Source organism: Variovorax sp. Root434, assembly GCF_001426595.1.
GTDB lineage: Bacteria > Pseudomonadota > Gammaproteobacteria > Burkholderiales > Burkholderiaceae_C > Variovorax.
Map to the genome: position 1 here is coordinate 22422 of NZ_LMEK01000001.1, position 21363 is coordinate 43784.

At 66.7% G+C, this 21363-nt stretch carries 20 protein-coding genes; 17 read left to right on the forward strand and 3 right to left on the reverse strand.

What is annotated here, in order from left to right; translation table 11 throughout:
* Positions 1 to 96 precede the first annotated feature (96 nt).
* The 4 genes from ASD05_RS00105 to ASD05_RS00120 all read left to right on the forward strand — a co-directional run bounded on the left by ASD05_RS00105 (position 97) and on the right by ASD05_RS00120 (position 5414).
* Entirely contained in the window at positions 97 to 2277 is a 2181-nt protein-coding gene (locus tag ASD05_RS00105) for a cytochrome c biogenesis protein ResB (protein WP_056585969.1), read from the forward strand.
* Positions 2274 to 3590 carry a c-type cytochrome biogenesis protein CcsB gene (ccsB, locus tag ASD05_RS00110; RefSeq protein ID WP_056585972.1) on the forward strand — a complete coding sequence of 439 codons (1317 nt, stop codon included), beginning with the start codon at positions 2274 to 2276 and terminating at the stop codon, positions 3588 to 3590. The genes ASD05_RS00105 and ccsB overlap by 4 nt, the downstream gene beginning before the upstream one ends.
* A 116-nt stretch (positions 3591 to 3706) precedes the next feature.
* Complete coding sequence (msrP, locus tag ASD05_RS00115; protein ID WP_056585977.1) at positions 3707 to 4726, forward strand: protein-methionine-sulfoxide reductase catalytic subunit MsrP; 1020 nt, start codon at positions 3707 to 3709, stop codon at positions 4724 to 4726.
* 28 nt (positions 4727 to 4754) lie between these two features.
* Positions 4755 to 5414, forward strand: coding sequence for a sulfite oxidase heme-binding subunit YedZ (locus ASD05_RS00120; protein ID WP_056585980.1), 660 nt, complete (start codon positions 4755 to 4757; stop codon positions 5412 to 5414).
* A gap of 10 nt (positions 5415 to 5424) precedes the next feature.
* Here the strand turns inward: ASD05_RS00120 and lysA are convergent, their stop codons facing one another.
* The gene (lysA, locus tag ASD05_RS00125; RefSeq protein WP_056585983.1) at positions 5425 to 6711 is read right to left on the reverse strand and encodes a diaminopimelate decarboxylase; all 1287 of its coding nucleotides are present in this window, start codon (positions 6709 to 6711) and stop codon (positions 5425 to 5427) included.
* Positions 6708 to 6980, reverse strand: coding sequence for an LPS translocon maturation chaperone LptM (gene lptM / locus ASD05_RS00130; protein WP_056585984.1), 273 nt, complete (start codon positions 6978 to 6980; stop codon positions 6708 to 6710). The genes lysA and lptM overlap by 4 nt, the downstream gene beginning before the upstream one ends.
* Positions 6981 to 6992: 12 nt before the next feature.
* Here lptM and cyaY point away from each other — a divergent pair, with 12 nt between their 5' ends.
* Positions 6993 to 7325, forward strand: a complete 333-nt coding sequence (gene cyaY, locus ASD05_RS00135; protein ID WP_056585987.1) for an iron donor protein CyaY — start codon at positions 6993 to 6995, stop codon at positions 7323 to 7325.
* 10 nt (positions 7326 to 7335) lie between these two features.
* Here cyaY and ASD05_RS00140 read toward each other — a convergent pair whose 3' ends face one another.
* Complete coding sequence (locus tag ASD05_RS00140; RefSeq protein WP_056585990.1) at positions 7336 to 9750, reverse strand: penicillin-binding protein 1A; 2415 nt, start codon at positions 9748 to 9750, stop codon at positions 7336 to 7338.
* A 240-nt stretch (positions 9751 to 9990) separates the two neighbouring features.
* On the opposite strand from ASD05_RS00140, the gene ASD05_RS00145 reads away from it, so the two are divergent.
* From ASD05_RS00145 to ASD05_RS00200, 12 genes are read left to right on the forward strand one after another with little or no spacing between them, the layout of a single operon-like run.
* Positions 9991 to 11070, forward strand: a complete 1080-nt coding sequence (locus ASD05_RS00145) for a pilus assembly protein PilM (RefSeq protein ID WP_007835214.1) — start codon at positions 9991 to 9993, stop codon at positions 11068 to 11070.
* Positions 11067 to 11687 carry a PilN domain-containing protein gene (locus ASD05_RS00150; protein WP_056585991.1) on the forward strand — a complete coding sequence of 207 codons (621 nt, stop codon included), beginning with the start codon at positions 11067 to 11069 and terminating at the stop codon, positions 11685 to 11687. Before ASD05_RS00145 ends, ASD05_RS00150 begins: the two co-directional genes overlap by 4 nt.
* A gap of 6 nt (positions 11688 to 11693) precedes the next feature.
* Positions 11694 to 12371 carry a type 4a pilus biogenesis protein PilO gene (locus ASD05_RS00155; protein ID WP_056585992.1) on the forward strand — a complete coding sequence of 226 codons (678 nt, stop codon included), beginning with the start codon at positions 11694 to 11696 and terminating at the stop codon, positions 12369 to 12371.
* On the forward strand, positions 12368 to 12907 hold the full coding sequence (locus tag ASD05_RS00160; RefSeq protein ID WP_007835218.1) for a pilus assembly protein PilP: 540 nt from the start codon (positions 12368 to 12370) through the stop codon (positions 12905 to 12907). Before ASD05_RS00155 ends, ASD05_RS00160 begins: the two co-directional genes overlap by 4 nt.
* Positions 12904 to 15057: a type IV pilus secretin PilQ gene (gene pilQ, locus ASD05_RS00165; protein ID WP_056585993.1), complete on the forward strand. Its 2154-nt coding sequence runs from the start codon at positions 12904 to 12906 to the stop codon at positions 15055 to 15057. Before ASD05_RS00160 ends, pilQ begins: the two co-directional genes overlap by 4 nt.
* A 23-nt stretch (positions 15058 to 15080) precedes the next feature.
* Positions 15081 to 15629 (forward strand): shikimate kinase, encoded by a 549-nt coding sequence (locus ASD05_RS00170; protein ID WP_056585994.1) that lies wholly within the window; start codon positions 15081 to 15083, stop codon positions 15627 to 15629.
* Between the two features lie 34 nt (positions 15630 to 15663).
* On the forward strand, positions 15664 to 16776 hold the full coding sequence (gene aroB / locus ASD05_RS00175; RefSeq protein WP_200955371.1) for a 3-dehydroquinate synthase: 1113 nt from the start codon (positions 15664 to 15666) through the stop codon (positions 16774 to 16776).
* Positions 16773 to 17903, forward strand: coding sequence for a deoxyguanosinetriphosphate triphosphohydrolase (locus tag ASD05_RS00180; protein WP_056585996.1), 1131 nt, complete (start codon positions 16773 to 16775; stop codon positions 17901 to 17903). The genes aroB and ASD05_RS00180 overlap by 4 nt, the downstream gene beginning before the upstream one ends.
* Positions 17900 to 19144 (forward strand): CynX/NimT family MFS transporter, encoded by a 1245-nt coding sequence (locus tag ASD05_RS00185; protein ID WP_056585998.1) that lies wholly within the window; start codon positions 17900 to 17902, stop codon positions 19142 to 19144. Before ASD05_RS00180 ends, ASD05_RS00185 begins: the two co-directional genes overlap by 4 nt.
* A complete protein-coding gene (locus tag ASD05_RS00190; protein WP_056586001.1) occupies positions 19141 to 19716 on the forward strand; it encodes a DUF1415 domain-containing protein in 576 nt (191 codons plus the stop codon). Before ASD05_RS00185 ends, ASD05_RS00190 begins: the two co-directional genes overlap by 4 nt.
* Positions 19713 to 20600 carry a class I SAM-dependent methyltransferase gene (locus tag ASD05_RS00195; protein WP_056586004.1) on the forward strand — a complete coding sequence of 296 codons (888 nt, stop codon included), beginning with the start codon at positions 19713 to 19715 and terminating at the stop codon, positions 20598 to 20600. The genes ASD05_RS00190 and ASD05_RS00195 overlap by 4 nt, the downstream gene beginning before the upstream one ends.
* Positions 20601 to 20636: 36 nt before the next feature.
* Entirely contained in the window at positions 20637 to 21332 is a 696-nt protein-coding gene (locus ASD05_RS00200) for a transposase (protein ID WP_056586005.1), read from the forward strand.
* Positions 21333 to 21363 lie beyond the last annotated feature (31 nt).

The following is a 21363-nucleotide window of genomic DNA, read 5'->3' on the forward strand; positions in this document are numbered from 1 at the left end:
ACCAGCCGCCGAAAACAACCCCAAACAAAAGGCGGGCCGATCCAGCAGGATGGCCCGCCTTTTTGCTTTTTTCTTCTCTTTCCTTACTGTCGTCCGATGTCCGTCTCCACCCATGGCCTTCGCGTTCATCGCGGCCCGCAGATGCTTCGCGCTGCGGTGGAGCTGTTTTCGTCGATGCGCTTCGCGATCGCGCTGCTCACCATCATCTGCATCGCGTCGATCATCGGCACCGTGCTCAAGCAGCATGAGCCGATCAACAACTACATCAACCAGTTCGGGCCGTTCTGGGCCGAGCTGTTCCGCGCGGCCAGGCTCGACTCGATCTACAGCGCCTGGTGGTTCCTGCTGATCCTGCTGTTCCTGGTGATCAGCACCACGCTGTGCATTGCGCGCAACACGCCGCGCATCATGGTCGACCTCAAGACCTTCAAGGAAGACATCCGCGCGCAGAGCCTGAAGGCCTTCGGCCAGCGCGCCGAGAACCGACTCGGCGAAACACCCGAAGCGGCGGCCAACCGCATCGGCCAACTGCTGGTGAGCGGTGGCTGGAAGGTCAAGCTGCAACGGCGCGACGCCACCGGCGGCAGCCGGCCGACTGGTGCCGGCTGGATGGTCGCCGCGCGCGCCGGCGGCGCCCACAAGCTGGGCTACATCGCGGCGCACAGCGCCATCGTGCTGGTGTGCATCGGCGGCCTGCTCGACGGCGACCTGGTGGTGCGCGCGCAGACCTGGTTCAACGGCAAGAGCGTGTTCACCGGCGGCGGCATGATCGCCGACGTGGCGCCCGAGCACCGCCTGTCGGCCGCCAACCCGACCTTCCGCGGCAACATCCTCGTGCCCGAAGGCGGGCAGGGCAGCGTGGCCATCCTGAACCAGTCTGACGGCGTGCTGCTGCAGGAGCTGCCGTTCTCCATCGAGTTGAAGAAGTTCATCGTCGACTACTACTCGACCGGCATGCCCAAGCTCTTCGCGAGCGAGGTGGTGCTGCACGACCGCGAGACCGGCGCGCAGGTGCCGGCGCGCATCGAGGTCAACCATCCGGCCAGCTACAAGGGCGTGGAGATCTACCAGTCGAGCTTCGACGACGGCGGCTCCAGGGTGAAGCTCAAGGCGGTGCCGATGGCGGCCGCGGCCAAGCCCTTCGAGGTGGAGGGCATCATCGGCGGCCCGAGCACCGAAATCACCAACGGCCGCGACAAGCTCACGCTGGAGTTCGCCGCGCTGCGCGTGATCAACGTCGAGAACTTTGCCGATGGCGGCGCCATGGGCAGCGGCGCCGACGTGCGCAAGGTCGACCTGCGCCACGACATCGAGTCGCGCCTGGGCGCGGCCAACAAGACCAACAAGCCCAAGGTGCTGCGCAACATCGGCCCGAGCATCGGCTACAAGCTGCGCGACGCCGCCGGCCAGGCGCGCGAATACCAGAACTACATGGTGCCGGTCGACACCGGCGACGGCCAGCCGGTGTTCCTGCTGGGCATGCGCGAGAAGCCCGAAGACCCGTTCCGCTACCTGCGCGTGCCGGCCGACGAACAGGGCTCGATGGACGGCTTCGTGCGCATGCGCGCCGCACTCGGCGATGCCGACACCCGCGCCCGTGCCATCGAGCGCTACATCGCGAAGGCCACCGACTCCAAGCGCCCGGAGATGGCCGGGCAGTTGCGCGTATCGGCCACACGCGCGCTGGCGCTGTTTGCGGGTACCGAGCGCGCCAAGGCCGACGCCACCACGGCGGGGGGATGGCAGGCGATTGCCGAGTTCATGGAAGTCAACGTGCCCGAGGCCGAGCGCGAGCGCGCCGGCGGCGTGCTGGTGCGCATCCTCAACGATGTGCTGTTCGAGGTGCTCAACCTGGGCCGCGAAGGCGCCGGCCTCGCCGCGCTGCCGAACGACCAGAAATCGCAGGCCTACCTGACGCAGGCGGTACTGGCCATCAGCGACGCACATTTCTACCCGGCCCCGGTCGCGATGATGATGACCGACTTCACCCAGGTGCAGGCCAGCGTGTTCCAGGTGGCGCGTGCCCCTGGCAAGAACGTCGTCTATCTGGGCTGCCTGTTGCTGATCGTCGGGATTTTTGCCATGCTGTATGTGCGCGAGCGCCGCCTTTGGGTGTGGCTGACGCCCGACGGCTCGGCTGCCGAAGGCGAGACATCCGGTACAGCGGCCACGATGGCGTTCTCGGTCAATCGCAAGACCATCGACAGCGACCGCGAATTCGAGCACCTCAAGCACAAGCTGCTCGCCCTGAGCAAGACAGAAGCACAGACACGATGAACACCACGACCCTCACGCTCAATGAAAGCTGGCTTTCGCGCCGCAACCTGTTCGACTGGGTGTTCGCGGCGCTGGTCCTGGCCGGTGGGCTGTTCGCGTTCACGCGGTACGCGGGATCGATGGACTACTACGAGAAGCCGATCCTGGCCGCCGCCGTGATCGCGATGATCGCCATCGGCTGGTTCTGGCGGCCGCTTCGGGTGCTGGCCATCGTCGTGGCAGCGGCGTCGCTGCTGGCCATCAGTTCGTACCAGGGCGAGCTGGCGCGCGCCGACACGGTGTTCTGGCTCAAGTACTTCCTGTCGAGCCAGTCGGCCATCCTCTGGATGAGCGTGCTGTTCTTCATGAGCACGCTGTTCTACTGGCTCGGCTTTTTCGGCGGCAAGCAGTCGGACACCTTCGACATGATCGGTTCGCGGCTGGCCTGGGCGGCCGTGACGATGGCGCTGATCGGCACCATGGTGCGCTGGTACGAAAGCCACCAGCTCGGCCCCGACATCGGCCACATCCCGGTCAGCAACCTGTACGAAGTGTTCGTGCTGTTCTGCTGGCTCACGGCCGCGTTCTATCTCTACTTCGAAGAGCGCTACAAGACGCGCGCGCTCGGTGCCTTCGTGATGCTGGTGGTCAGCGCCGCGGTCGGCTTCCTGCTCTGGTACACGATCGTGCGCGAGGCGCACGAAATCCAGCCGCTGGTGCCGGCCCTGCAGAGCTGGTGGATGAAGCTGCACGTGCCCGCCAACTTCATCGGCTATGGCACCTTCTCGCTCGCGGCCATGGTGGCCTTCGCCTACCTCATCAAGGAGCAGGCCGACGAGAAGCGCTGGTACAAGCTCACGCCGATCTGGCTGCTGGGCGTGGCGCTGTGCTTCGTGCCGGTGGCGTTCCGCCAGCGCGTGCAGGAAGCCGGCGGCAGCTACTGGGTGGTCTACGCGGGCATCTCCGCGCTGATCGCGGCCGGGATCCTCCTGGGGCGCAAGCGCATCGCGGCGCGGCTGCCGGCCAACGAGGTGCTCGACGACGTCATGTACAAGTCGATCACCGTCGGCTTCGCCTTCTTCACCATCGCCACCGTGCTCGGCGCCCTGTGGGCCGCCGACGCCTGGGGCGGCTACTGGAGCTGGGACCCGAAGGAAACCTGGGCGCTGATCGTCTGGCTCAACTACGCGGCCTGGCTGCACATGCGGCTGGTCAAGGGCCTGCGCGGCACCGTGGCCGCATGGTGGGCGCTGGGTGGACTGGCGGTCACCACCTTCGCCTTCCTCGGCGTGAACATGTTCCTGAGCGGGCTGCACAGCTACGGCACCCTGTAGGCACGGGCCTGCGGTCTTTCGCGAAGAATTGAAACCGCGCGCCGCTGCGGCGCGTAACCAAATCGGGACTGCTCACGAACTACCCTGAGCACAACGATTCACGCGAAAGGCCTGCCATGTCGTTCCAATTCCGCCCGATCCGTCGCAGCAACAGCGACAACGGCTTCATCCACCCGCTGTCGAGCGAGATCACGCCGCGTGCCGCCTACGAAGGCCGGCGCGACCTGCTCAAGCTCATGGCGGGCGGCGCGGCGGGTGCGGCGCTGGCCGGCTTCGCCTCCCGCGAAGCCTGGGCCCAGGCTGAGCGGCCCAACAAGCTCGCGCCGCTGCCCGGTGGCAAGTCGGCCGTCGCGGGCGCCATGTCGATGGACAAGCTCACCGACTACAAGGACGTCACGAGCTACAACAACTTCTACGAGTTCGGCACCGACAAGGCCGACCCGGCCAAGAACGCCGGCACGCTGAAGACGCGGCCGTGGACCGTGGAGGTCGAGGGGCTGGTCAAGAAGCCCGGCAAGTACGGCATCGAAGACCTGCTCAAGCTCAGCGCGCAGGAAGAGCGCATCTACCGCCTGCGCTGTGTCGAAGGCTGGTCGATGGTCATCCCGTGGGTCGGCTATTCGCTGGCCGAACTGATCAAGAAGGTCGAGCCGCAGGGCAACGCCAAATACATCGAGTTCGTGACGCTGGCCGACCCCAAGACCATGCCTTTTGTCGGCTCGCGCGTGCTCGACTGGCCCTACACCGAAGGCCTGCGCATGGACGAGGCGATGCATCCGCTCACGCTGCTGGCCTTCGGCATGTACGGCGAGGTGCTGCCCAACCAGAACGGCGCGCCGGTACGGCTCGTGGTGCCGTGGAAGTACGGCTTCAAGTCGGCCAAGTCGATCGTCAAGATCCGCTTCGTCGAGAAGGAGCCGAGCACCGCGTGGAACAAGGCGGCGGCCAACGAATACGGCTTCTATTCGAACGTGAACCCGAACGTCGACCATCCGCGCTGGAGCCAGGCCACCGAGCGCCGCATCGGCGACGGCGGCGGCCTGTTCGCCAAGCGGCGCAAGACCGAGATGTTCAACGGCTACGAAGCCCAGGTCGGCCAGCTGTATGCGGGCATGGACCTGAAGAAGAACTACTGATCGCGCCCCGGCAACCGGCGCCCGCCCCATGAACAAGCTGCTCATGCATCCGGCGACCAAGCCGGTCATCTTCCTGCTGTGCCTGCTGCCGTTCGCGCGGCTGGCCTACGGTGCCTTTACGGACGGGCTCGGTGCCAACCCGGCCGAGTTCCTGATCCGCGCCACCGGCGACTGGACGCTGCGCTTCATCTGCATCGTGCTGGCGGTGACGCCGCTGCGCGTGATGACCAAGTGGAATGCACTCGCACGCCTGCGCCGCATGCTGGGCCTGTTCGCATACTTCTACGTGGTGCTGCACCTGCTGTGCTACAGCTGGTTCGACATGGGCTTCGAGTGGGGCGACATCGCCAAAGACATCGCGAAGCGGCCGTTCATCCTGGTGGGCTTCTCCGCCTTCGTGCTGCTGACGCCGCTGGCGGCCACCTCTTTCAACCGCGCCATCAAGGCAATGGGCGCGAAGCGCTGGCAGACGCTGCACAAGCTGGTCTACGTGATCTCGGGGCTCGGGCTGCTGCACTTCTTCTGGATGCGCGCGGGCAAGAACAACTTCGCGGAAGTGTTCGTCTACGCCGCGATCATTGCCGCGCTGCTCGCGTGGCGGGTGTGGAATTTCGCGAGCAAGCGGCGCAAGGCGAAGCCGCCCGCGGTGGCGGTGCGCGGCAGCGAGAAGCCGCTGCGCACTGGCTGAACGCCGGCAATCAGCCGTCGATCTCGGCGCGCAGCTGGTCTTCCATCGTCTCGCGGCGTCGGATCAGCTTGGCGGTGGCGCCGCTCACCAGCACTTCGGCGGCACGGCCGCGCGTGTTGTAGTTGCTGGCCATGCTCATGCAATACGCACCGGCCGACAGCACGGCGAGCAGGTCGCCAGCCACCACGTTGAGCGCGCGGTCGCGGCCGATCCAGTCGCCGCTCTCGCAGACCGGGCCGACCACGTCGTAGGTCGGTGCATCGCCGGCGCGGCTGCGCAGCGGCACGATGCGCTGGAAGGCCTGGTACATCGCGGGGCGCGGCAGGTCGTTCATGGCCGCGTCGACGATGCAGAAGTTCTTGTCTTCACCGGGCTTGGTGTAGAGCACCTCGGTCACGCAGACACCAGCATTGCCGACCAGCGAACGGCCGGGTTCGATGACGAGCTTGCGCTGGCCGAAGCCGCGGGCGTCGAGCTTGGCGAGCAGCTGCTGCCAGAGCGCATCGGCCTTGGGCGGCACTTCGCCGTTGTAGTCGATGCCCAGGCCGCCGCCGAAGTCCAGGTGATGGATCGGCACGCCGGCTGCCTCGATCGCCTCGACCAGGTCCAGCACGCGGTCGCAGGCGTCCAGGTAGGGCGAGGCTTCGGTGATCTGCGAGCCGATGTGGCAGTCGATGCCCACCACTTCCAGGCCCGGCAGCCGCGCGGCGTGCCGGTAGGCCTCGACGGCGCGGTCGTGCGCGATGCCGAACTTGTTGCCCTTGAGGCCGGTGGAGATATAGGGGTGCGTCTTGGGATCGACGTTCGGATTGATGCGGATGCTGATGGGCGCGCGCTTGCCCTCGGCCAGCGCCACCTCGTTGAGCACGTCGAGCTCGGCTTCGCTCTCGACGTTGAAGCAGGCGATGCCGGCGGCAAGGGCTTCGCGCATTTCCGCGCGGGTCTTGCCGACGCCCGAGAAGATGATCTTCTTCGGATCGGCGCCCACGGCCAGCACGCGTGCCAACTCGCCGCCCGAGACGATGTCGAAGCCGCAGCCGGCCTGCGCGAACACGCGCAGCACGCCGAGCGACGAATTGGCCTTCATCGCATAGCAGATGAGGGCGTCGCGGCCCTCGAAGCCGCGCTGGTAGGCCGCGAGGGCGTCCAGCATCCATTGCTTCGAATAGACGAAAAGAGGTGTGCCGTGCTCGCGCGCCAGCGCTTCGAGCGCGACGCCTTCGACGTGCAGCGCGCCGTCGCGTTGCGCAATGTGTGGTTGGCCGGGCAGGGCGATGGAGTTGATGCCGGCACTCATTTGCGCGGTTCCGTGCTGTTGCTGGCCGGTGCGCTGGCGGCCGCGGCCGGTGCGGGCGCTGCCTCGCTGGAGCTGGACGAAGATGACCGCAGGCTGTCGGGCGTCATGAGCTGCGGCAGCGTGGCTCGTCCGGCGGCGGCAGGATCGGTCGGCAGGTACAGCGCACCGCGCTGTCCGCAGGCAACCAGGGCGGTGGTGCCTGCAACGAGGCAGACCATGAGCGCAGCGCGGGCGCGGGTGCTCACTAGAATTTGGCGAACGTTCAACATAGCGAAATTGTAATGACCGACACCGAGTACATGGACCGCGCCGAAGCCGCGCTCACCGCCATCGAGCAGGGATGCGACCGCATCAACGACGCGACCGACGCCGACATCGACAACCAGAGGGTGGGCGGGATGATCACGATTTCATTCCGCAACGGCAGCCAGTTGATCGTCAATCTGCAGAAGCCCCTGCAGGAAATCTGGCTTGCCGCGCGTTCCGGCGGCTACCACTACCGTCACGACGGCCAGGCGTGGGTCGATACCAAGACCGGGGAAGAATTCTTCGGCAACCTGTCGCGTGAAGCGACCCTGCAGGCAGGCCAGCCGCTGACGTTCGCGGCCGCCTGATTCTTCTTCGTCAGTTGCGGAACAGGTCGAGGATGCGGTTGCGCTCCTCGGGCGGAGCCGGCGGGCTCACCGGGGCGCCGGTCAGGGCTTCCACCGGCGCCGTAGTCGCGGACTCCACGCCCAGGCTTGCCACGCCGCGTCCCGGCGCATAGTCGTCGTAGTACCACTCGCCGCCCACGTTCACGATGCCGGAAGGCGGTGCGGTGGCGATGTCGGTCACGGGGATGCCCTTGATGGCGGTCTCCATGTAGGCGATCCAGATCGGCAGGCTCAGGCCGCCGCCGGTTTCGCGGTCGCCCAGGTTGCGCGGCGTGTCGTAGCCGATCCACGAAATGGCCGTCATGGTGGGCTGGAAGCCCGCGAACCACGCGTCGAGCGAGTCGTTGGTGGTGCCGGTCTTGCCGTACAGGTCGGGGCGCTTGAGCGTCGCCTGTGCCTTGGCGGCGGTGCCGGCGCGGGCCACCGACTGCAGCAGCGTGTCCATGATGAAGGCGTTGCGCTGGGGAATCGCGCGGTTCGCCTCGTTGAGCACCGAGGGCTGCTTGTCAACCAGCACCTTGTCCTTGTGGTCGGTGATGCGGGTCACGAGGTACGGATTGACCCGGTAGCCGCCGTTGGCGAACACCGAGTAGCCCACCGCCATCTGCATCGGCGTGACCGAGCCGGCGCCCAGCGCCATCGGCAGGTAGGCCGGGTGCTTTTCCTTGTCGAAGCCGAAGTTGGTGATCCACTCCTGCGCGTAGCGCGTGCCGATGGACTGCAGGATGCGGATCGACACGAGGTTCTTCGACTTCATCAGCGCGGTGCGCATCGACATCGGGCCGTCGTAGCCGCCGCCGTAGTTCTTGGGCTCCCACGGCTGGCCGCCGGTGGTGCCGGCGTCGAAGAAGAGCGGGCCGTCGTTGATCACCGTGGCGGGGGTGAAGCCCTTCTCGAGCGCCGCCGAATAGATGAAGGGCTTGAAGCTCGAACCCGGCTGGCGCCAGGCCTGCGTGACGTGGTTGAACTTGTTCTTGCCGAAATCGAAGCCACCGACCAGTGCCTTGATGGCGCCGTCGCGCGGGTCCATGGCGACGAACGCGCCTTCGACCTCGGGCAGCTGCGTGATTTCCCAGGTGTTCTTGGGCGTCTTCACCACGCGGATGACCGCGCCGCGGCGGATCTTGATGTTGGGCGGGGCCTTGTCGGAGAGGCCGGACTGCGCGGGCTTGAGGCCTTCGCCGGTGATCTGCACCGGGTCGCCGTTGCCGCGCACGGCATCGATCTGCTTGGCCGTGGCCTTGAGGACGACCGCGGCCATCACGTCGCCGTTGTCGGGGTGGTCGTTGAGTGCATCGTCCACGGCCTCGTCGAGGTCCTTGGCGTCGTTGGGCAGGTCGACGAACTTCTCGGGGCCGCGATAGATCTGGCGGCGCTCGTAGTCCATGATGCCCTTGCGCAGCGCCTTGTAGGCGGCGGCCTGATCGGCTGCGACCAGCGAGGTGTAGACCTTGAGGCCGCGCGTATAGGTGCTGTCGCCGTACTGCGCGTACATCAGCTGGCGCACCGTCTCGGCCACGTACTCGGCGTGCAGGCGGTTCGGGTCAGCGGCATCGCGCAGGTGCAGTTCTTCCTTCTTGGCTTCGGCCGCCTGTTCGGCGGTGATGAAGCCGGCTTCCTGCATGCGGTCGATCACGTAGAACTGGCGGCCGCGCGCGCGTTGCGGGTTGTTGACCGGGTTGTTCGCGCCCGGCGCCTTCGGCAGTCCGGCCAGCATGGCAGCCTGGGCGATCGTGAGGTCCTGCAGCGGCTTGCCGAAATACGCTTCGGAAGCGGCGGCAAAGCCGTAGGCGCGATTGCCGAGGTAGATCTGGTTCAGGTAGATCTCGAAGATCTGGTCCTTGGTGAGCAGGTGCTCCAGCTTGAAGGTCAGCAGCACCTCGTAGATCTTGCGGGTGAGCGTCTTCTCGGAGCTCAGGTAGACGTTGCGCGCCACCTGCATCGTGATGGTCGACGCGCCCTGGCTCTTCACGCGGTTCATGTTCGCCAAGCCTGCGCGCACCATGCCCTTGTAGTCGACCCCGCCATGATCGTAGAAGCGCGAGTCTTCGGCCGCGAGCACGGCGTCTTTCACGACCTTCGGAATGGCCGAGATCGGGGTGAGGTTGCGGCGCTCCTCGCCGAACTCGCCGATCAGGGTGCCTTCGGCCGAGAAAACCCGCAACGGCAGCTTGGGCCGGTAGTCGGAGAGTTCACTGATGTCGGGCAGGTTCGGGTACGCGACCGCCAGGGCCACCGCTACTACGCACAGCACCGCGAGCACACCGGCTGCGGCAATGCCGAACCCCCAGAAGAAAAAGCGCAACAGCCATTTCAGCCAGGTCGGGCGCTGGGGCTTGGGGGAGGGGGTCTTGGCTGGCCCTTTGGGGCTTGAGGTTTCTTGCATGGAGGGCCGGAGAGTCACCGGACATTATAAAAAGCAGCCCTCTTTGCACGATCCGATCTTTTGTTGCTGCTGCATCGCTCTAATTCAAAAGTTACAAAATGCAGATTTGACGTCAGGTTTTGACAACGCTTCAGGGTTTTGCCCCCCGCGGTTGCTTGGTTGCCGCCACGCCTGCTGCTAGCATGCAACCGAACGCATTTTTTTCTATTGGTTACAAATACAGGGGGAGAGGGACCTAACTTGGCTGCTCTTGGATCATTGTTTCGTCGTCAGAACGCTCCCCTGCTTGGGCTGGATGTCAGTTCGTCCAGCGTCAAGCTGGTCGAGCTCGGCCGTGAGGCCAGCGGCAAGCTGGTTCTGGAACGCTGCGCCATCGAACCCCTGGAACGTGGCTGGATCACCGACGGTAACGTCGAGAAGTTCGACGAAGTGGCGGAAGCCGTTCGGCGCGTCGTCCGCAAAAGCGGCACGCGCACCCGCAACGTGGCGCTCGCGCTGCCGCCCTCGGCCGTGATCACCAAGAAGATCATTCTTCCGGGCGGCATGAGCGAGCAGGAGCTCGAGATCCAGGTCGAGTCCGAAGCCAACCAGTACATCCCGTTCTCGCTGGACGAGGTCAGCCTCGACTTCTGTGTCACGGGGCCGAGCACTACGTCCGCAGGCGACGTGGAAGTGCTGATCGCCGCGTCCCGCAAGGAAAAGGTCCAGGACCGCGAAGGCCTGGCGGAAGCCGCCGGCCTGAAGGCGATGATCCTCGACGTCGAGTCTTATGCATCGCGCCTGGCGACCGCCCGCCTGATCGAACAGCTGCCCGGCAAGGGCGTGGACTCGATCGTGGCGCTTTTCGAAGTGGGCGCCTTCACCACCAGCATGCAGGTGCTGCGCAACCAGGAAGTGCTGTACGACCGCGATCAGGCGTTCGGCGGCGCCCAGCTCACGCAGCTGATCGTGCGCCAGTACGGTTTTTCCGCCGAGGAAGCCGAAGCGAAGAAGCGCAGCGGCGACCTGCCCGACGACTACGGCTCCGGCGTGCTCAAGCCTTTCGTGGAGGGCATCGCACAGGAAATCGCGCGTGCGCTCCAGTTCTTCTTCACGAGCACGCCGCACAACCGCGTCGACTATGTGCTGCTGGCTGGCGGCTCGGCCTCGCTGCCGGGCCTGACCAACGCAGTCACGCGGCAGACCTCGTTTGCCTGCTCGCTGCTGAACCCCTTCGACGGCATGGACTTCAGTTCGAACATCCGTGAAAAGAAGGTCCGTCGCGAAGCGCCGTCCTACCTGACCTCTTGCGGGTTGGCCATGCGGAGGTTCCTGCAGTGATCCTCATCAATCTGCTTCCGCACCGCGAAGCTGCGCGCAAGCGGCGGCGCGAGGCCTTCTTTGGCACCTTGGGTGCTGCAGCGGTGCTCGGCCTGCTGATCGCCGGCCTGGGCTACCTCTGGTTCGAAGCCCAGATCTCGGCGCAGCAATCGAAGAACGGCTTTCTCCAGGCCGAGATCAAGAAGCTCGAAGTCGAGATCAAGGAGATCTCGACGCTGCAGGAAGAAATTGCAGCGCTGCGCGCGCGCCAGCAGGCGGTCGAAGACCTGCAGGGCGATCGCAACCTGCCTGTGCACCTGCTCAACGAACTGGTCCGGCAGCTGCCCGACGGCGTCTACCTGACCAGCATGAAACAGGACAACCAGACGGTCACGCTGCAAGGCATGGCGCAGTCGAACGAACGGGTTTCGGAGCTGCTGCGCAACCTGGGCAACAACAGTCCGTGGCTGGTCAAGCCGGAGCTGGTCGAAATCACGTCGGCGAACGTGAACCTGACCGCGCGCGACCAGCGCCGCGTTGCCAACTTCACGATGCGCATTGGCCTGAAACGCCCCACCGATGCTCAAAAGGCCGCCGCCGACAAGGCTGTGGCTGCAGCGGCGCAATCCAAGGGGTAACGGAACATGGCAAGCAATCGCCCCTCCCAGAAAATAGATGTCGGCGCTGCATTGCAGCGTGTCGGCGGGCAGTTCCGCGGGCTCAACCCGAACGATCCGTCGATGTGGCCCGCGGTGCCGCGGTACGCGCTGTGCCTGGCGGTCACCGCCCTGGTACTGGTCGCTCTGTGGTTCGTCTGGCTGACCAACTCGAACGACGAACTCGAGAGCGAGCGTTCGAAGGAAGTCGCGCTGAAGGCCGACTACCAGAAGAAGGTGGCCCAGGCGGCCAACCTCGAACTGTTGAAGAAGCAGCGCGAACAGGTGCAGCAGTACGTGACCCTGCTTGAGAAGCAACTGCCCAGCAAGGCCGAAATGGACGCCCTGCTGTCGGACATCAACCAGGCAGGCCTCGGCCGCAGCCTTCAGTTCGAGCTGTTCCGTCCGGGGCAGGTGTCGGTCAAGGACTACTACGCCGAGCTTCCGATCGCCGTTCGCGTGACCGGGCGGTACCACGACATGGGCGCCTTTGCCGCCGACGTCGCGGGCCTCTCGCGCATCGTGACGCTGAACAACATCACCGTCACCCCGCAGAAGGACAAGGACGTGCTGACGATGGACGCCACCGCGCGCACCTTCCGCTACCTCGACGAAGACGAGCGGGCCGCGCAGAAGCGCGCCGCCGCACCGAAGGCGAAGAAATGAAGATCGCCGCCAAAGTACTGTGGCTGACACTGGCCGCGCTGGGCTTGAGTGCCTGCGATTCCGGGCAGGACGACCTGCAACGCTGGATGGCCGAGCAGCGCGCCCAGGTGAAGCCCTCGGTGCCGCCTATTTCAGAGCCCAAGAAGTTCACGCCGCAGACCTACACCGAGGCCTCGTCGTTCGAGCCCTTCAACATCCTGAAGCTGACGCAGGCGCTGCGCCGCGAGTCGAACCAGCCGAGCACTTCGGAGCTGATCGCGCCCGAACTGGCACGCCGCAAGGAGGCGCTCGAAGCCTTCCCGCTCGACTCGATGGCAATGGTCGGCAGCATGAACCGCAACGGCCAGCCAGTGGCGCTGGTCCGTGTCGACAAGCTGCTCTACAAGGTTCGCGTCGGCGAATACCTGGGACTCAACTACGGGCGCATCACCCGTATCAACGAAACTGAAGTCGCCTTGCGTGAGATCGTGCAAGACGCCGCCGGTGAATGGATCGAACGCGTCGCGACGCTGCAGCTGCAAGAGAGTGCGAAATGAACCAAAAGAAATCAACGATGGCACAGTGGCTGCGCGCTGCCGGCCTGGGTCTGCTGGCCTTCGGTGCAGTGGCCGTGGCCCATGCGCAAAACGCCATCCAGGCCGTGACCAGCTCGACCCAGTCCGGCGCGGAAGTGATCCGCATCGATCTGGCGCAACCGCTCACGGCGGTGCCTGCCGGGTTCGCCGTCCAGACGCCGGCCCGCATTGCGCTCGATTTTCCGGGCGTCACGAACGCCATCGGCCGTTCCGCGATCGAAGTGAACCAGGGCAACCTGCGTTCGGTGAACGTGGTCCAGGCCGGTGAACGCAGCCGCGTGGTGCTGAACCTGAAGCAGGCCACCGCGTACAAGGCCGAGATCCAGGGCAATTCGCTGCTGGTCATTCTCGAGCCGGTGGCCGGCTCGGCGTTGGTCGCGTCTGCCGGCACGACCTTCGCGGAAAACCGCAACCGGGACATGCTGCCGCTGCGGGACGTCGATTTCCGCCTTGGCGCCGACAGCACCGGCCGCGTCATCGTCGACCTTCCGAACAACCAGGTCGGCGTCGATGTCAAGCAGCAGGGCAAGAACCTCGTCGTGGAGTTCACCAAGTCGACGCTGCCCGAGGGCCTGCGCCGCCGCCTCGACGTGGCCGACTTCGGAACGCCGGTCCAGCTGATCACTTCGCAGCAGTCGGGCGACCGCGTGCGCATGACGATTGAGGCCAAGGGCGAGTGGGAACACAGTGCCTACCAGAGCGAGAACCAGTTCGTGGTCGAGGTCCGCGCCCGCAAGGTCGATCCGACCAAGCTGACGCAAGGCGTGGGCTACAACGGCGAAAAGCTGTCGCTCAACTTCCAGAACATCGAAATCCGTTCGCTGCTGCAGGTGATTGCCGACTTCACGAACTTCAACATCGTGACCTCGGATTCGGTGAACGGCGCGCTGACGCTGCGGCTGAAGGACGTGCCCTGGGACCAGGCCCTCGACATCATCATGCAGGCGAAGAACCTGGGCATGCGCAAGAACGGCAGCGTGCTGTGGATTGCGCCCAAGGATGAAATCAACGCCAAGGAAAAGCTCGAATTCGAGGCCAAGGCCGCAATCGAGAACCTGGAGCCGCTGCGTACCCAGTCGTTCCAGCTCAACTACACCAAGGCGATCGCGATTGCGCAGGGACTGACCGGCACGGGTGCCTCGGCCGGCGGCGGCGGCGGTGGCGGCGGTACGACGACGCGCATCCTGAGTCCTCGCGGCAGCGTCATCGCCGAGTCGCGCACCAACCAGCTCTTCGTGTCGGACGTTCCGTCGCGCCTGGCCCAGATCACCGATCTGATCCAGAAGCTGGACATCCCGGTTCGCCAGGTGCTGATCGAGGCCCGCATCGTCGAAGCTTCCGATACCTTCGGCAAGTCGCTCGGCGTGCGGCTGGGTGGCGGCATCGCTGGCGAGCGCTTCGCATCGTCCGCCGGCAACCGCGCATTCGCCAACCTCGGCGCGATGCCCGTCGTCACGGCAGGCACCAATGGCGGAGCCAGCACGGCCACCTCCACGTTCACCAACTCGAACTTCATCAACCTCCCGGCGGGCGATGCGGGCGGCACGGGCAACGCGGCGGGCACCTTCGCGATCTCGCTGTTCAACTCGAGCTTCTCGCGCATGCTGAACCTCGAGATCTCGGCGCTCGAAGCCGACGGCAAGGGCAAGCTGGTGTCCAGCCCCCGCGTCATCACGGCCGACCAGACCAAGGCGCTGATCGAGCAGGGCGAGGAAATTCCTTACCAGCAGGCCACGTCCAGCGGCGCCACCTCGATCTCGTTCCGCAAGGCGGTGCTGAAGCTGGAAGTCACGCCGCAGATCACGCCGGAAGGCAACATCATCCTGACGCTGGACGTGAGCAAGGACGCCCGAGGCGTGAACACGTCGGCGGGTCCGGCCATCAACACCAAGCACGTGCAGACCGAAGTGCTGGTCGAGAACGGCGGCACGGTCGTCATCGGTGGTATCTTCGAGCTCACCGAAACCAATGACGAATCGCGCGTGCCGGTGCTGGGTGAAGTGCCCTACCTGGGGGCACTGTTCCGCAAGCGCGAACGCGTTGCCAACAAGACCGAAATGCTCGTCTTTATCACTCCGAAGATGATTACCGACCGCAACGCCGCGCGCTGACGCGCGGGCGTAGCAGCCACCGCGTGGCGGTCGCACTCGTCGGCTTGCCCGGCGCCGGAAAATCCGCAGTGGGCCGGCGCCTGGGGATGCGGCTGGACCTTCCCTTCATCGACACCGATCACGTGATCGAGCAGCGCATCGGCTGCTCGATCCGCGATTACTTCGAGCGCGAAGGCGAGGTGGCCTTCCGGGATCTCGAACAAACGGTCATTGCCGAGCTGGCGGCCAATGCCCACGGCGTGCTGGCCACCGGCGGCGGTGCGGTGCTTCGGGAGGCCAACCGCACCCAGCTGCGCGATCACTTCCACGTGATCTACCTGCGCTCCTCCCCCGAAGACCTGTTCCGGCGCCTGCGCCACGACGTCAAGCGCCCCCTGCTGCAGGTGGCTGACCCGTTGGGGCGGTTGCGGGAACTGCACGATGCGCGCGACCCGTTCTACCGGGAAACCGCCCACGACGTGGTCGATACCGGCCGGCCCTCGATCGCGATGCTGGTGAACATCATCGTGATGCAGCTCGAGCTGGCGGGCATCGTCGAGCCGGGCGCCCATCCGGAAGAGCCCACTGCCTGAACTGCGCCGGCTGCAGCGCCTAAACTCGCTGCCCATGTCCCTGCCCGTACTTTCCGCCCCGCCCGAACGCGTCGACATCCAGCTCGGCGACCGCAGCTACCCGATCCTGATCGGTGCCGGCCTGCTGGACGATCCCCTTAGCTTCGCCGCCACGCCTGCCGCCGCCACGGCCCTGATCGTCAGCAACACCACGGTGGCGCCGCTCTATGCCAAGGCGCTACAGGGTGCCCTGGCGGGCCGTTTCCGCACGGTCCACCTGCTGGAGCTGCCCGACGGAGAGGTGTACAAGAACCTGCAGACGCTGAACCTGATCTTCGACGACCTGCTGGGTCACGGCAGCGACCGCAAGACCGTGCTGTTCGCCCTGGGCGGCGGCGTGGTGGGCGACATGACCGGCTTTGCCGCCGCCAGCTACATGCGTGGCGTGCCTTTCGTGCAGGTGCCGACCACGCTGCTGGCGCAGGTCGATTCCTCGGTCGGCGGCAAGACGGCCATCAACCACCCGCTCGGCAAGAACATGATCGGCGCGTTCTACCAGCCGCAACTGGTGGTCTGCGACCTGGCCACGCTGCAGACCCTGCCGCCGCGCGAACTCAGCGCCGGACTGGCCGAAGTCATCAAGTACGGCCCGATCCACGACATGGCGTTCTTCGACTGGATCGAAGTCAACATCGACGCCCTCGTCGCGCGGGAGCCGGCCGCGCTGGCCTATGCCGTCAAGCGCAGCTGCGAAATCAAGGCGCTGGTGGTCGGGCAGGACGAGCGCGAAACCGGCCTGCGCGCGATCCTCAATTTCGGCCACACCTTCGGCCACGCGATCGAATCGGGCCTCGGCTATGGCGAATGGCTGCACGGCGAGGCCGTCGGCTGCGGCATGGTCATGGCGGCGCGGCTGTCGCAGCGGCTTGGCGGCGTCGATGCCGCCTTCGTCGAGCGGCTCACGCGGCTGATCGAACGCGCCGGCCTGCCGATCGTCGGTCCTGCGCTGGGCGCGGATCGCTACCTGGAGCTGATGCGCGTCGACAAGAAATCGGAAGCCGGCGAGATCCGCTTCGTGGTGATCGACCGGCCCGGCTCCGCCGTGGTCCGCAGCGCACCCGACGCACTCGTGCGCGAAGTGCTTGCGCAGAGCTGCGCGGCGCAATGAGCCTCGCGGCCTATGCCTGCCTGCCCGCGCGGTCGCGCGGCCGCCGGCATGCCGAGCCGCCCGCGCCCACGCGCGACGCTTTCCAGCGCGACCGCGACCGCATCGTGCATTCCACGGCCTTTCGCCGGCTGGTCTACAAGACGCAGGTGTTCCTGAACCATGAGGGCGACCTGTTCCGCACCCGGCTCACGCACTCGCTGGAAGTCGCCCAGCTCGGCCGTTCGATCGCACGGGCCCTGCGCATCAACGAAGACCTGGTCGAAGCGATCGCCCTGGCGCACGACCTGGGCCACACGCCCTTCGGCCATGCGGGTCAGGACGCGCTCAACGACTGCATGGCCGCACATGGCGGCTTCGAGCACAACCTGCAGAGCCTGCGCGTGGTCGACGCGCTGGAGCACCGCTATCCGCAATACGACGGCCTGAACCTCAGTTTCGAGACCCGCGAGGGCATCCTCAAGCACTGCTCGCGCGCGAACGCCGAACGGCTGGAGGCGGCCGAACCGCACGGCGTGGCCCGGCGGTTCCTCGACCGCACCCAGCCGGGGCTGGAGGCGCAGCTGTGCAACCTTGCCGACGCCATCGCCTACAACGCCCATGACATCGACGACGGCGTGCGATCGGGCCTCATCGGCGTCGAGCAGTTGTCCGAGGTCGAGCTGTTCGAGCGCTACCGCCGCGAGGCGCTCGCCGAGCACCCGCAGCTGCAGGGCCGCCGCGTGCTCTACGAGACCATCCGGCGCATGCTGAGCGCGCAGGTCTACGACGTGATCGATGCGACCCGCGCGGCGCTCGAAGCCCTCGCACCGGTCGATGCCGACGCGGTGCGCATGGCCCCGCCTGTCGTCGCGTTCAGCACCGCCATGCAGGCCCAGTCGGAAGACCTCAAGCGCTTTCTTTTCCACAACCTCTACCGGCATCCCCAGGTCACGCAGACCACCGACCAGGCGCGCGACGTGGTGCAGGAGCTGTTCGAGGCCTATCTCGAGCGCGGCGCCGAGATGCCTTCTTCCTATGCCGAGCGCCACGACAGGCACCGTGCCGTGGCCGACTACATCGCCGGCATGACCGATCGTTTCGCCATGCGCGAACACGAGCGGCTCACGGGGCGCCGGGGCATCGCGTGAGTCCATCCGCAGTCCGGCCGCGCGTTCCCGCCGCTGCCCTGGCCGTCCTGCTGGGCGGCGTCAGCGCGGCCTTGCACCTGGGCAAGCTGCCGCCCGCCGTGCCGGCGCTGCAGGCATCGCTCGGCATTGGCCTGGTCGAGGCGGGATTCCTGCTGTCGCTGGTGCAGGTCGCGAGCATGACGCTGGGGCTGCTGGTCGGGCTCGCGGCGGACACCATCGGCTTGCGCCGCAGCATGCTGACGGGGCTGGCGGTGCTGACGGTCGCCAGCCTGCTGGGCGGCATGGTCGATGGGGCGCACGCCGTGCAATGGCTGCTCCTGCTGCGTGCCGTCGAAGGCATCGGTTTCCTGCTGACGGTCATGCCGGGGCCGGGGCTGATCCGCGCGCTGACCCCGCCGGGTGCAGACAAGGCGGCGCTGGGCCTCTGGGGTGCGTACATGCCGCTCGGCGTGGCCCTCGCGCTGCTGCTGGGCCCCGCCCTGATCGCCTGGGGTGGATGGGCGGATTGGTGGTGGGCACTGTCGATCGTGTCGGCCGGGGCCGCACTCTGGCTGTGGCTGGTGGTGCCAGCCGACCGGCTTCGGCCGGCCGTGGCGGGCCAGGCCGCCGGCGGCTGGTCTTCGCGCCTGCGCGCCACGGTCGGTGCGCGCGCGCCCTGGCTGGTGGCGCTGACCTTCGCCGTGTACTCGTCGCAGTGGATGGCGGTGATCGGCTTCCTGCCCGCCATCTATGCCGGCGCGGGTGTGCCGGCCGCCTGGAACGCGGTGCTCACCGCGCTCGCTGCCGCCATGAACATCGTCGGCAACATTGCAGGCGGCCGTTGGCTGCAGCGCGGCGTGGCGCCGGAGCGACTGCTGCAACTCGGTTTCCTGACGATGGCGCTCGGGGGCGTGGCCGCCTTCGCGCAGGCAGGGCAGGGCCCGGACGCCCTGGGCCTGCCGCCCGCGCTGCGCTACATCGCCGTGTGCGCGTTCTCGCTGGGCGGCGGCATGGTGCCGGCCACGCTGTTCCTGCTGGGCGTGCGGCTTGCGCCCGGGCCCACCACCGTGTCGACGACGGTCGGACTCATGCAGCAGGCGTCCTCGCTCGGCCAGTTCCTGGCCCCGCCCGCAGTGGCGTGGATGGCTCACCGCGTTGGCGGCTGGCACTGGACCTGGACCGCCACGCTGGCCTGCTCGCTGGTCGGCATGGCGATCGCGCGGCGCCTGGGGCGGATTCGCCCTGCGGCGGAGATGGCATGACCCACGCGGCGACAATCGCATCCGCCCAGGCCGAAGCCGATACGCGACGCTGGCTCGAACGCGCGGTGATCGGCCTCAACCTGTGCCCGTTCGCAAAGGCCGTGCACGTGAAGGCGCAGGTCCACTACGCCGTGTACGAGCCGGCCGAGGAGGTCGACCTGATGGACGCGCTTCTTGCCGAAGCAAAAGACCTCGCCGCACTCGACGCCGCCGTGCGCGACACCACCCTGCTCATTGCACCGAACACCTTGGCCGACTTTCTGGACTTCAACGACTTCACGGCGCGTGCCGAACGCCGGCTTGCGCGCGCCGGTTTCGACGGCGTGTTCCAGCTGGCGAGCTTTCATCCGCGCTTCCAGTTCGCCGGCACCGATGCCGACGACATCGGCAACGCCACCAACCGCGCGCCGTACCCCACGCTGCACCTGCTGCGCGAAGACAGCGTGAGCCGCGCGGTCGAGGCGTTCCCCGAGGCCGAGGCCATCTTCGAGCGCAACATCGACACGCTCGAAGCGCTGGGCCCAGAAGGCTGGGCGGCGCTCGACGTCGGCCCCAGAAGCGCCAAGCCATGAACACGAACAACGCGACAAGAACCGTGAAAACGAACAAGGCCGCCAAGGCCGATGCGGAGCTGGCCGACGCGCTGCGCCCCGGCCAATCCATCGAATTGCTCAAGGAACTGCACATCCTGACCCGCGAGGGCCGGCTCAACCAGGACTCGCGGCGCAAGCTCAAGCAGGTCTACCACCTGTTCCAGTTCATCGAGCAACTGCTGCGCGAGTTGCCGGAAGAGGGCGCGAGCGCGACGCTGGCCGACCATGGTGCGGGCAAGTCGTACCTCGGCTTCATCATCTACGACCTGTTCTTCCGGCCGCGGCAGGGCAGCGGCCACGTCTACGGCATCGAGACGCGCGGTGAACTGGTCGAGCGCTCGCGCGCGCTGGCGCAGCGCCTGGGCTTCGAGCGCATGTCGTTCCTGAACCTCACCGTGGCCGAATCGGCGCAGGCGAGCGAATTGCCGGCGCAGATCGATGTGGTCACCGCGCTGCACGCCTGCGACACCGCGACAGACGATGCCATCGCATTCGGCTTGGCCAAGAAGGCGCGCTGCATGGTGCTCGTTCCCTGCTGCCAGGCCGAAGTGGCCGCATGCCTGCGCGAAACCAAGGCGCTGGCGCTGTCGCGCACGCCGCTGGCCGAGCTGTGGCGCCATCCGCTGCACACGCGCGAAATCGGCAGCCAGCTCACCAACGTGCTGCGCTGCCTGTATCTCGAAGCCAACGGCTACAGCGTCACGGTGACCGAGTTGGTTGGCTGGGAGCACAGCATGAAGAACGAGCTGATCCTGGCGCGCTACACCGGGCAGCGCAAGGCGAGCGCGGCCACGCGGTTGCGCGAGCTGCTAGGCCAGTTCGGGCTCGACGCGCTGGGCGATACGCGCTTCCGGCTGGCCTGAAAGCGGGCGCGCAATCCGCCGCGTCCACTGCGATCCATGGCCCGTCTTCCCCGCCTCACGCTGGCCGGCATGCCCCACCACGTGATCCAGCGCGGCAACAACCGCCAGCCGATCTTCGTGGACCGCGCGGACCGCGAAAAGCTGCTCGCGCTGCTGGCCGAGAACGCCACGCGTTTCGGCATCGCGCTGCATGCCTACGTGCTGATGGACAACCACTTCCACCTGTTGGCCACGCCCGACAGCCCCACCGGCCTGCCCCAGTTCATGCAGTCGGTGGGGCGCAGCTACGTGCGCTACTTCAACGACCGCCATGGCCGCAGCGGCACGCTGTGGGAGGGCCGCTACCGGTCCACGCTGATCCAGACCGACCGCTACCTGCTGACCTGCATGGCCTACATCGACCTCAACCCGGTGCGCGCGGGCATGGTGGCCGATGCGCGCGACTTTCCCTGGTCCAGCCATGGCCACTACGCCGGACTGCGGCACGACCGCCTGCTGACCCCCCACCCGCTGTATTGGGAGCTCGGCAACACCCCGTTCGCGCGCGAGGCCGCGTATGTCGAACTGGTGCGCGGCGGGGTGCGTGCGGCCGACCAGAGCGCGCTGACCGAGGCCACATTGCGGGGCTGGGCCGCTGGCGACGACGACTTTCTCGACAGCCTGCAGAAGTCCACCGACCGCCGGGTCGTCAAAGCCAAGGCCGGCCGGCCGCCATCGAACACTTCATCCTGAGCTGGAAAAGCGGCGTCGGCCGGCTGTGGCG

Bases quoted from the DNA above. Each gene is read 5' to 3' on its own strand.
- ASD05_RS00105 (WP_056585969.1), top strand. From the start codon at position 97: ATGTCCGTCTCCACCCATGGCCTTCGCGTTCATCGCGGCCCGCAGATG.
- ccsB (WP_056585972.1), top strand. From the start codon at position 2,274: ATGAACACCACGACCCTCACGCTCAATGAAAGCTGGCTTTCGCGCCGC.
- msrP (WP_056585977.1), top strand. From the start codon at position 3,707: ATGTCGTTCCAATTCCGCCCGATCCGTCGCAGCAACAGCGACAACGGC.
- ASD05_RS00120 (WP_056585980.1), top strand. From the start codon at position 4,755: ATGAACAAGCTGCTCATGCATCCGGCGACCAAGCCGGTCATCTTCCTG.
- lysA (WP_056585983.1), bottom strand. From the start codon at position 6,711: ATGAGTGCCGGCATCAACTCCATCGCCCTGCCCGGCCAACCACACATT.
- lptM (WP_056585984.1), bottom strand. From the start codon at position 6,980: ATGTTGAACGTTCGCCAAATTCTAGTGAGCACCCGCGCCCGCGCTGCG.
- cyaY (WP_056585987.1), top strand. From the start codon at position 6,993: ATGACCGACACCGAGTACATGGACCGCGCCGAAGCCGCGCTCACCGCC.
- ASD05_RS00140 (WP_056585990.1), bottom strand. From the start codon at position 9,750: ATGCAAGAAACCTCAAGCCCCAAAGGGCCAGCCAAGACCCCCTCCCCC.
- ASD05_RS00155 (WP_056585992.1), top strand. From the start codon at position 11,694: ATGGCAAGCAATCGCCCCTCCCAGAAAATAGATGTCGGCGCTGCATTG.
- ASD05_RS00160 (WP_007835218.1), top strand. From the start codon at position 12,368: ATGAAGATCGCCGCCAAAGTACTGTGGCTGACACTGGCCGCGCTGGGC.
- pilQ (WP_056585993.1), top strand. From the start codon at position 12,904: ATGAACCAAAAGAAATCAACGATGGCACAGTGGCTGCGCGCTGCCGGC.
- aroB (WP_200955371.1), top strand. From the start codon at position 15,664: ATGTCCCTGCCCGTACTTTCCGCCCCGCCCGAACGCGTCGACATCCAG.
- ASD05_RS00180 (WP_056585996.1), top strand. From the start codon at position 16,773: ATGAGCCTCGCGGCCTATGCCTGCCTGCCCGCGCGGTCGCGCGGCCGC.
- ASD05_RS00190 (WP_056586001.1), top strand. From the start codon at position 19,141: ATGACCCACGCGGCGACAATCGCATCCGCCCAGGCCGAAGCCGATACG.
- ASD05_RS00195 (WP_056586004.1), top strand. From the start codon at position 19,713: ATGAACACGAACAACGCGACAAGAACCGTGAAAACGAACAAGGCCGCC.
- ASD05_RS00200 (WP_056586005.1), top strand. From the start codon at position 20,637: ATGGCCCGTCTTCCCCGCCTCACGCTGGCCGGCATGCCCCACCACGTG.